The 10,726-nt window shown below is 70.7% G+C and carries 7 protein-coding genes; 4 read left to right on the forward strand and 3 right to left on the reverse strand.

The annotated features are described in order from the left end of the window. Positions 1-2 precede the first annotated feature (2 nt). Positions 3-1,004: a MoxR family ATPase gene (locus K3N28_RS20515; RefSeq protein ID WP_228094622.1), complete on the reverse strand. Its 1,002-nt coding sequence runs from the start codon at positions 1,002-1,004 to the stop codon at positions 3-5. Between the two features lie 324 nt (positions 1,005-1,328). Here K3N28_RS20515 and leuS point away from each other — a divergent pair, with 324 nt between their 5' ends. Then, the gene (gene leuS / locus K3N28_RS20520; RefSeq protein ID WP_228094623.1) at positions 1,329-4,145 is read left to right on the forward strand and encodes a leucine--tRNA ligase; all 2,817 of its coding nucleotides are present in this window, start codon (positions 1,329-1,331) and stop codon (positions 4,143-4,145) included. Positions 4,146-4,169: 24 nt separating this feature from the next. Here the strand turns inward: leuS and K3N28_RS20525 are convergent, their stop codons facing one another. Continuing rightward, positions 4,170-4,598: a hypothetical protein gene (locus tag K3N28_RS20525; protein WP_228094624.1), complete on the reverse strand. Its 429-nt coding sequence runs from the start codon at positions 4,596-4,598 to the stop codon at positions 4,170-4,172. Between the two features lie 217 nt (positions 4,599-4,815). Between K3N28_RS20525 and K3N28_RS20530 the strand changes: the two genes are divergently transcribed. Beyond that, positions 4,816-6,225 (forward strand): endo-1,4-beta-xylanase, encoded by a 1,410-nt coding sequence (locus K3N28_RS20530; protein WP_228094625.1) that lies wholly within the window; start codon positions 4,816-4,818, stop codon positions 6,223-6,225. An 86-nt stretch (positions 6,226-6,311) separates the two neighbouring features. On the opposite strand, the gene K3N28_RS20535 is transcribed toward K3N28_RS20530, so the two are convergent. Further along, complete coding sequence (locus K3N28_RS20535) at positions 6,312-6,782, reverse strand: Dps family protein (protein WP_228094626.1); 471 nt, start codon at positions 6,780-6,782, stop codon at positions 6,312-6,314. A gap of 237 nt (positions 6,783-7,019) precedes the next feature. Here K3N28_RS20535 and K3N28_RS20540 point away from each other — a divergent pair, with 237 nt between their 5' ends. Together K3N28_RS20540 and xylB are read left to right on the forward strand one after the other, a co-directional pair. Then, a complete protein-coding gene (locus tag K3N28_RS20540; RefSeq protein ID WP_228094627.1) occupies positions 7,020-9,317 on the forward strand; it encodes a TIM-barrel domain-containing protein in 2,298 nt (765 codons plus the stop codon). Further along, positions 9,318-10,712: a xylulokinase gene (xylB, locus tag K3N28_RS20545; RefSeq protein WP_228094628.1), complete on the forward strand. Its 1,395-nt coding sequence runs from the start codon at positions 9,318-9,320 to the stop codon at positions 10,710-10,712. Positions 10,713-10,726: the final 14 nt, after the last annotated feature.

Genomic DNA, 10,726 nt, shown 5'->3' on the forward strand with positions numbered 1-10,726 from the left:
GCCTAGTACCTCCCCGGGTGGGACACCACCGGGACGTGCCTGAGGATGTCGGAGACGATCGCCTTCGTGTCGCCCCCGCCCATCGTCGTCTCCGTCGTGGGGATGAGCCGGTGCGCGAGCACCGGGACGGCCAGCTGCTGGACGTCGTCCGGCAGCGCGAAGTCGCGTCCGTCCATCGCCGCGAGCACCTGCGTGCACCGCAGCAGCTGCAGCGTGGCGCGCGGGCTCGCCCCGAGGCGGACCTGCGCGTTCGAGCGGGTCGCGGCCACCAGGTCGACGACGTAGCGCTTGAGCTCGGGCGCCAGGTGCACGGCGCGGGCGGCGGCGATCATCCGCACGATCATCTCCGCGTCCGCCACCGGCCGCAGCGCGTCCAGCGGGTTGTACTCCTCGCGCCGGTCCAGCAGCGCCAGCTCGGCGTTGACGTCCGGGTAGCCGATCGCCAGGCGCGCCGCGAAGCGGTCGCGCTGGGCCTCGGGCAGCGGGTAGGTGCCCTCCATCTCCACCGGGTTCTGGGTGGCGATGACCATGAACGGGCCGCGCAGCTTGTACGTGTTCCCGTCGACGGTGACCTGCCGCTCCTCCATGCACTCCAGGAGCGCGGCCTGCGTCTTGGGGCTGGCGCGGTTGATCTCGTCGCCGAGGATGAGGTTGCCGAAGATCGCGCCGGGCTTGAACACGAAGTCGCGCTTCTCGGGGTCGAAGATGCTCACGCCCGTCACGTCCGAGGGCAGCAGGTCGGGGGTGAACTGGATGCGCCGCACCGAGCAGTCCACCGAGCGCGCGAGCGCCTTCGCCAGCTGCGTCTTGCCGACCCCGGGCACGTCCTCCAGCAGCAGATGGCCCTCGGCCAGCATGACCGCCAGCGCGAGCCTGATCGTGTGGGACTTGCCCTCGATCACCCACTCGACGTTCGTCAAGATGGCCTCGACGGTGGCCTTGAACTCCTGCGGGGAGAGCGGCGCCGGACCCTGCTGCTGCACTGGGGACGACTCGAAGGTCAATGGTCCTCCCGGGGACGTGGGTGAGGTTGTGGCGGTCTGCGCCGCGGAACATCGGGCCGTGGAACGATGCGCACGTTACGGTCGCTTGTCCGCCATCGTACTCGGGCGCGCCCAGCGCGCACGTCCCGCGCTGCCGCGGCCGCGTTCGGCTACACTGGGGGCATGTCTCGGCGATTCGGGCTTCTTATGTAGCCGTGCCAGGTGGACCCCGGCACGGCAACCCCAGCGTGTCTGGGGTTTTTTGCTGTCTAGGGTCAGTACCCGGCGCCGGCCGACCCAACCCGCCGCTTCCGATACACCGCCGCTAGGACCACAGGACGAGCCATGAGCGAACCCGCACACCGTTACGACGCCGCACTGGCGAACGAGATCGAACCGCGCTGGCAGGAGCGCTGGGAGGCCGAGCAGACCTTCCGCGCCCCCAACCCGGCCGGCGTCCTCGCCGAACCCGGCCACCCGCGGTCCGGCGCGCCCAAGAAGTTCGTGATGGACATGTTCCCCTACCCGTCGGGGGCGGGCCTGCACGTGGGCCACCCGCTGGGCTACATCGCCACCGACGCGTACTCGCGGTACCTGCGCATGGCCGGGTACAACGTGCTGCACCCGATGGGCTACGACGCGTTCGGCCTGCCGACCGAGCAGTACGCGATCGCCACGGGGCGCCAGCCCGCCGAGATCACCGCCGAGAACATCGACCGGTACCGGGCGCAGCTGAAGCGCCTGGGCATGGGCTACGACACGCGCCGCGAGTTCGCGACCACCGACCCGGACTACTTCAAGTGGACGCAGTGGATCTTCCTGCAGGTCTTCAACTCCTACTACGACACCGAAGCCGACCGGGCCCGCCCGATCGAGGTGCTGATCGGCGAGTTCGAGTCCGGTGCGCGGCCCACGCCGGACGGGCGGGCCTGGTCGGAGCTGAGCGCCGTCGAGCGCCGCCGCATCGTCGACGGCCACCGCCTGGCGTACGTCACCGAGGCGCCCGTGAACTGGTGCCCCGGCCTGGGGACCGTGCTGTCCAATGAGGAGGTAACCGCGGAGGGCCGCTCCGAGCGCGGCAACTTCCCGGTCTACACGCGCACCCTGAAGCAGTGGATGATGCGCATCACCGCCTACGCCGACCGGCTGCTGTCCGACCTGGACGACCTGGACTGGTCCGACTCGCTGAAGTCGATGCAGCGCAACTGGATCGGCAAGTCCACCGGTGCGTATGCGGACTTCGCGACGTACGCGGGGGACCTGCGCGTGTTCACCACCCGCCCCGACACGCTGTTCGGCGCGACCTACATGGTCCTGGCCCCCGAGCACGAGCTGGTCGACGCCCTGACCGCCGAGACCTGGCCCGCGGGCGTCCCCGCGGCCTGGACCGGCGGGCACGACACCCCGGCCGCCGCCGTCGCGGCCTACCGCGCGCAGGCCGCCGCCAAGACCGACGTCGAGCGCCAGGCCGACGCCAAGGTGAAGACCGGCGTCTTCACCGGCGGCTACGCCGCCAACCCGGTCAACGGCGAGCAGATCCCGGTCTTCATCGCCGACTACGTGCTGGCCGGGTACGGCACCGGCGCGATCATGGCCGTCCCCGCCCACGACGAGCGCGACTTCGCGTTCGCCAGGGCCTTCGACATCCCGATCCGCCAGGTCGTCTCGGGCGGCGAGGAGTGGGACGGCGAGGCCGCCTACACCGACAACGTCAACGGCGTCCTGGTCAACTCCGACTTCCTGAACGGACTGAAGGTCCCCGAGGCGAAGGAGCGCATCGCCGCCTGGCTGGTCGAGCACCGCCGCGGCGAGGCCGCCACCACCTTCCGCCTGCGCGACTGGCTGTTCAGCCGCCAGCGCTACTGGGGCGAGCCCTTCCCGATCGTCTACGACGAGACCGGCCTGCCCGTCGCCCTGACGGAGGACCACCTGCCGGTCGAACTGCCGCACATGGACGACTTCTCGCCCAAGACCTTCGACCCCGAGGACGCCGACACCGCGCCCGAGCCGCCCCTGGGCCGCGCCAAGGACTGGGTCGAGGTCGAACTGGACCTGGGCGACGGACCCAAGACGTACACGCGCGAGCTGAACACCATGCCCAACTGGGCCGGGTCCTCCTGGTACGAGCTGCGCTACACCGACCCGCAGGCCGCCGACAGGCCGGCCGACCCGGCGAACGAGTCCTACTGGCTGGGCCCGCAGGACGCCCAGGACGTCGGCGGCGTCGACCTGTACATCGGCGGCGTCGAACACGCCGTCCTGCACCTGCTGTACGCCCGCTTCTGGCAGAAGGTCCTGTTCGACCTGGGGCACGTCTCCAGCCGCGAGCCCTTCCGCCGCCTGTTCAACCAGGGCTACATCTCTGCCTACGCGTACACCGACGCCCGCGGCGTGTACGTCCCCGCCGACGAGGTCACCGAGCGGGACGGCGAGTACTACTACGAGGGCGAGAAGGTCAGCCGCGAGTACGGCAAGATCGGCAAGTCCTTGAAGAACGTCGTCACCCCCGACGGCGTCTGCGCCGAGTACGGGGCCGACACCTTCCGCGTCTACGAGATGTCGATGGGTCCCCTGGCCGACTCCAAGCCGTGGGAGACCCGCGCCATCGTCGGCTCGCAGCGGTTCCTGCAACGCCTGTGGCGCAACGTCGTCGACGAGGAGACCGGCGAGGTCACCGTCACCGACGACGCGCCCGCCGAGGCGACCCTGCGCGAACTGCACAAGACCATCGCGGGCGTCCGCGAGGACTACGAGCAGCTGCGCATGAACACCGCCGTCGCCAAGCTGATCACCCTGAACAACCACCTGACCGGCCTGGACGCGGTCCCGCGCGAGGCGGCCGAGGCCCTGGTGCTCATGGTCGCCCCGGTCGCCCCGCACATCGCCGAGGAGCTGTGGGCCCGCCTGGGCCACGAGGGCGGCATCGCCTACGCCGACTTCCCGGTCGTCGACGAGCGGTACCTGGTCGAGGACACGCTGACCTACCCGGTGCAGATCAACGGGAAGGTCCGCGGCCGCATCGAGGTGAGCGCCGACGCCGACGAGGCGACGGTGCGGGCCGCCGCGCTGGCCGAGGAGAAGGTCGCAGCGAACCTGGCCGGCAAGGACGTCAAGAAGGTCATCGTGGTCGCCGGGAAACTGGTCTCCATCGTCGCCAAGTAGCCGACTGCGGCGGGGCGCGGGCCGTCAGGTCCGCGCCCCGCGGTCTCGGCGCCGGCACCAGGCGGCGGCGCCGGCGGAGCAGAGCAGTCCGATGACCGCGGCGAAGAGGCCGAGGACGGCGATACCGGTGGGGGCGGCAACCTCTGCCAGGAGAGGAATCGTGCCGAGGATCCCGACCCCGCCGACGGCGATGCCGGTGACGCGGCCCCAGAACCGGTGCTTGAGGACACCGAACCAGGCGAGTGCGGTGGCGGCGGCGTACAGCGTGTAGAGGATCGCGCCGAGCAGCGGGTGCACGGGGCCGGATGCCGACTCGAGAGGCCTGGCGGCCGCCGACCAGTACTCGACGGTGGGGTCGAACAGGATCATCGCCACCAACGCCAGCAACGCCAGTGCGAAGACGACGGCCAGCGGCGCGGGTTCGCGCCGTGTCTCGGTTTCGCGGGGTTCCATGCCGGCACGCTAGGCACGTCGGCCCGGGAGGGGTCCCGATGCGCCGGGCGGGCGCCGCCCCGCCGGGCGGCGGTCGGGTCCGCTGCCGCTCAGTATTGACCATCTTCTATGGGTTCGCTACGCTGTCCCCACCCGTTGGGAGCGCTCCGCTCCTGCGGACCCATCGTTCGGCACAGCCACGTTCCCTCACGCGCGGCACCACCATGAGGAGCTATACGTGCTGCTTACCCGTCAACGGCGCCGAGCCGTGATCGCGGGGGTCGTCACCGTTGCGACCGCCGCGCTCGGCCTCGGCCTCTCCACCCAGTTCGCCAGCGCCCAGACGACCCTCCGCGGCGCCGCCGACGACATCGGCATCGACATCGGCGTCGCCGTCAACGACAGCCTGCTGCAGAACAACCAGGCCTACCGCGAGCTGGTCGCCCGCGAGTTCAACTCGGTGACCGCCGAGAACGTCATGAAGATGGAATCCGTCCAGCCCAGCCAGGGGCAGTTCAACTTCGCGCCGGGCGACCGGCTGGTGAACTTCGCGCAGCAGAACGACATGTCCGTCTACGGCCACACCCTGGTCTGGCACAGCCAGAGCCCGGACTGGGTCGAGAACCTCTCCGGCACCGCGCTGCGGCAGGCGATGGAGAACCACATCACGACCACGATGAACCACTGGGAGGGCGACATCTTCGCCTGGGACGTGGTCAACGAGGTCGTCGGCGACAACAACGGCCAGCTGCGCGACTCGTTCTGGCTGCAGGGCATGGGCGAGAACTACATCCGGTGGGCCTTCGAGGCCGCACGGGCGGCCGACCCGAACGCCGACCTGTACATGAACGACTACTCGATCGACGGCGTCAACGCCAAGTCCGACCGGTACTACCAGATCGCGCAGGACCTGGTCGCCCGAGACCTGCTCGACGGGATGGGCTTCCAGGCCCACCTGATCCTGGGCCAGGTGCCCGGCACCATGGAGCAGAACCTCCAGCGCTTCGCCGACCTCGGTCTGAAGGTCCGCATCACCGAGCTCGACGTCCGCATCCAGATGCCCGCCTCGCAGCAGGAGCTGGAGCAGCAGGCCCAGGACTTCCAGCGCGTGGTCGAGATCTGCACGAACATCGCCGACTGCTCGGGCGTCACCGTCTGGGGCGTGCGGGACGGCGACTCGTGGGTCCCGGACGTCTTCGAGGGCTACGGCGCGCCGCTGCTGTTCAACGACAACAACCAGCCCAAGCCCGCCTACCACGCGGTCCTGGAGGCGCTGGGCGGCGACGGCGGCCCGACCACCCCGCCCACTTCGGACCCGGTGACCACCACCCCGCCGCCCACCGGCTCGGGCTGCACCGCGACCCTGACGGTCCAGAGCCCCTGGAACACCGGCGCGACCTACGCGGGCACGGTGAAGGCCAACCAGAGCCTGAGCGGATGGACGGTGACCTGGACCTGGCCGGGCTCGGAGCGGATCTCCAACGCCTGGAGCATCCAGGGGACCCTCTCGGGGGCCACGGTGACCGCCTCGAACGTCGGCTACAACGGCACGCTGTCCGCGGGCCAGTCCACCTCGTTCGGGTTCAACATCACCAAGCCCGACGGCTCGACCGCATCGGTGCCCACGGTGACCTGCACCCCTGCCTGACCGCTCGCTTCGCACAGAAGGCCGGGGCCGGGACGCTCGACAGCGTCCCGGCCCCGGCCGCGAACTCTCGGGCCCGCCCTCGGCGGTCAGCCCAGTTCGGCCTGGAACATCCAGCTCTGCTTCTCCAGCTCGGCGGTGATGCCGATGAGGAGGTCCTGGGTGACCGGGTCGGACGAATCGGTGACCTCGATGCGCTCGCGCATGTTGGCGATGATCGCGCCGTAGGCCTCGATGAACAGCGAGATCGCCTCGGTGTCGCTGATCTGGCCGTCGTGGATGCGCGGGACCGAGGAGTTCTCGGCCACGGTGCTCGCGCGCCCGTCGGCGCTCACGCCGATGGCGATGGCGCGCTCGGCGACCAGGTCGGCGCTGGCGCGCGCCCACGTCACGATCTCGTCGAGCTGCAGGTGCAGCGAGCGGAAGTTCTTGCCGTAGACGTTCCAGTGCGCCTGCTTGCCGACGAGCGACAGGTCGATGAGGTCGACCAGCGCGCCCTGGAGGGCCTTGGCAGTGGTCTCGCGGTGTTCGTCGGAAAGGCTGGAGCGAACGGTCGTCATCTCGGTACCTCGCATTGCTTCTCGCTTGGCAGTGGCTCGGGCGGTTCCACGGGTCAGAGTATCCGTCCGGCGCTCGCTTAGTCCCCGATACGGGGATGGTCCGCGCCACGTCGCGCCCCCGGCATCGTCTCGTCGCCCCCGGTCGCAATTTGTTGGATTAGTCGATAAACTAATGAGCGTCGTGCCGCCCCGCGGCCGCGCGCCGTCGTCCGAATCCTTGACAGGCAGGAGCCTCGAATGCCTTATCGCCCGCCGCTGGTCGCCCGCGAGTTCTTCGTCGCCGACCCTCCGGAGCTGCCCCAGCGCGCCAACGGCGAGCAGGGGCTCTCGGCCGTCACGAGCGCCGAGGTCGCCGAGACCGGTCCCGGCTCCGTGCTGCTGAAGGCCGTCACGAGCGCGGGGGAGGAGCTGTACGTCGGCCTCGCCGCCGTCGCCGAGGGCGTCGTGCGCGCCCGCCTGTCGGCCGACCCGGCCGCCCGCCCGGCCGCCGAGCAGATCATCGAGATGGTCCACGCCGGCGCCTACGAGGCCGCCAAGGTCTCGGTCGAAGACGGCACCGTGGTCGTCGACGCCGGCTCCGTCCGCGCCGTCGCCACCCTCGACTCCTGGTCCCTGCGCTACACCGACGCCGACGGGAAGACCCTCGTCGCCCAGAACCCCGGCGAAGTGGACATCTCCGGCCGCCTGCGCACCCTCCCGTTCGGACGCTCGCTCGTCGACGGCCAGCCGGTCGCGTTCCACGAGTCCTTCACCTGCGCCCCCGACGAGGCCTTCGCGGGCTTCGGCGAGCGCTTCGCGCCCCTGAACGCGCGCGGCCAGCGCCCGCTCATGTGGAACTTCGACGCGTTCGGCTCGGAATCCATCCGCGCCTACAAGAACGTCCCGATCTACGTCTCCGACCGCGGCTACGGCGTCCTCGTCAACTCCGGCGCGCCCGTCGAGTTCGACATGGCCCAGCAGACCCACGCGGCCGTCGAGATCATCGTGCCCGACCGCGCGCTCGAGTACTTCGTCATGGGCGGCACGCCCGTCGAGGTCCTCGACAAGTTCGACGGCCTCACCTCCCGCCCGGTGCTGCCCCCGAAGTGGGCCTTCGGCACCTGGATCTCCTCCGGCTTCTTCGTGGACACCGAAGAGCGGGTCATGGACCGGGCCAAGAAGATCCGCGAGCGGGGCATCCCCTGCGACGTGCTGCACCTCGACACGTTCTGGCAGCACGAGCCGCACTGGTCGGACATGCAGTGGGACCGGGAGAACTTCCCCGAGCCCGAGCGGATGCTCGCCGAGCTCACCGAGCAGGGCTTCAAGGTCTGCCTCTGGATGAACTCCTACATCTCCCACAAGTCCCCGGTCTTCGCCGAGGGAGACGAGCGCGGCTACTTTCTCAAGAACGCCAAGGGCGAGACCTACGTGGCCGACGTCTGGCACGGCTCGCACCAGGCCAGCGGCATCGTCGACTTCACCAACCCGGACGCGGTCGCGTGGTGGAAGGACCTGCTGCGCGGGCCCCTCCAGGCCGGCGCGGCCCTCTACAAGACCGACTTCGCCGAGGGCGTCCCCGCCGACGCGGTGGCGCACAACGGCATGACCGGCACCGAGCTGCACAACGTCTACACGCTGCTCTACAACGACGCGGTGTGCGAGGTGACCCGCGAGGTCCACGGCTACGAGTTCGTCTGGGCCCGTTCATCGTTCCTCGGCGGCCAGCGCCACTCCGCGCAGTGGTCCGGCGACGTCCAGACCACCTGGGCCGGCCTCGGCGGCACCATCCGCGGCGGCCTCTCGCACGGCCTGTCGGGCGTCCCGTTCTGGTCGCACGACACCGGCGGCTTCAACGGCACGCCCACCGACGACCTCTACATCCGCTGGGCCCAGTTCGGCGCGCTCTCGCCGCTGCTGCGCTACCACGGCACCACCACCCGCGAGCTGTGGGAGTTCTCCGAGGAGGCCGAGCGCCTCGCGGTCGAGTCCCTCAAGCTGCGGTACTCGCTGATGCCCTACCTCTACTCCGCGGCCGTCAGGGCCTCGCGCACCGGCGAGCCGGTCCTGCGCGCGCTCAACGTGGACGACCCCGCGGACCCGGTCGCGTGGAGCGCCGACCAGGAGTACCGCCTCGGCACCGACCTGCTCGTGGCCCCGGTCAACGACCCGTCGGGCGAGCGCAAGGTCTACCTGCCCCAGGGCCGCTGGATCGACTTCTGGACCAAGGAGGTCCACGAGGGCGGGCGCTACATCGACACGAAGCACGGCCTGGAGACCTTCCCGGTGTTCGTGCGCTACGGCGCGGTCCTCCCGCGCGTCGAACCCGGCCTCCAGATCGGCGACGGCCCCTTCGAGGGCATCACCCTCGAAGTCTGGGGCGCGCCGGACCGCGGCATCACCGTCTCGGACGTCGACGGCGACACCACCGTCGATCTCGAAACAGTTTCAGAAACTGTTGTGACCCTGGTTTCGACCGGCCCGGCCGACATCGCTAATGTGAGCATCGTCGATGTTGCAGGCAAGCCCGCGAGGGTCGAGCTGGAGCGTAAATAGATGAGTTTGGTAGCCGGAGTCGACTCCTCCACCCAGTCAACGAAAGTCCTCTTGGTCGAGTCCGAGACGGGCGAGATCGTCGACTCCGGTCGCGCCTCTCACCCGGACGGGACCGAGTGCCCGCCCGAAGCGTGGTGGGAGGCGCTCCAAGAAGCCGGCAAGGGCCTCTTGGAACGCGCCGAGGCCGTGGCCGTCGCCGGGCAGCAGCACGGCATGGTCGCCCTCGACGCGGACGACCGCGTCGTGCGCCCCGCCCTGCTGTGGAACGACACCCGCTCGGCCCCCCAGGCCGAGCGGCTCACCGCCGAGCACGGCGGCCCCGAAGCCTGGGCCGCCGACACCGGCCTGGTCCTCGCGGCCTCCTTCACCGCCACCAAACTGGCATGGCTCGCCGAGCACGAGCCCGAGAACGCCGCCAAAACGGTTTCGGTCATGCTGCCGCACGACTGGCTCACGATGAGACTCCGCGGCGTCACCGCCGCCGACGCCACCACCGACCGCTCGGACGCCTCCGGCACCGGCTACTGGTCGCCCTCCGCGGGCGACTACGTCACGGACCGGCTCGTCCAGGCCTTCGGCCGCGAACTCGCGCTCCCGCGCGTGGCCGCCCCGAACGAGATCGTCGGCCGCACCCCCTGGGGCGCGGCCGTCGCACCCGGCACCGGCGACAACGCCGGGGCCGCGCTCGGGCTCGGCCTCGGCACCGGCGACGTCGTGGTCTCCCTCGGCACCTCGGGCACCGTCTTCGGCGTCTCCGACGGCCCCGCCGCCGACCCCTCAGGGCTCGTGGCCGGGTTCGCCGACGCCACCGGCCGGTTCCTGCCGCTGGTGTGCACGCTGAACGCCGCCCGCGTCCTCGACACGTTCCGCGCCCTCCTCGGCGTGGACCACGCCGAGTTCGACGCGCTCGCGCTCGAAGCCGCGCCCGGCGCCGGCGGCCTCACCCTCCTGCCGTACCTCGACGGCGAGCGGACCCCCAACCGCCCCAACGCGACCGGCGTCATCTCGGGCCTGACCACCGGCGCGACCCGCGCCGACCTCGCCCGCGCCGCCGTCGAAGGGATGCTCTCGGCCCAGGCCGACGGGCTGACCGCCCTCGCCTCGCAGGGCCTCCAAGCGCAGCGGGTCCTCCTGATCGGCGGCGCGTCCGCCTCCGAAGCCGTCCGCCGCATCGCGCCCAGCGTGTTCGGCGTCGACGTGGAGGTCCCGCCCACGGCCGAATACGTGGCCCTCGGCGCCGCCAAGCAGGCGGCCTGGGCCCTCTCGGGCTCCGAGAACCCGCCGCAGTGGCACGTGGGCGAGACGGCGCGGCTGTCCGGCTCCGCCGCCACCGCCGTGTCCGAGCAGTACGCGACGCTCAGGGACGAGACCTCGTCCTGGGCTTCTCATCAATGAGTAAAGGACTGATC

It is taken from the genome of Glycomyces sp. TRM65418, from assembly GCF_019710475.1.
Lineage (GTDB): Bacteria > Actinomycetota > Actinomycetes > Mycobacteriales > Micromonosporaceae > Glycomyces.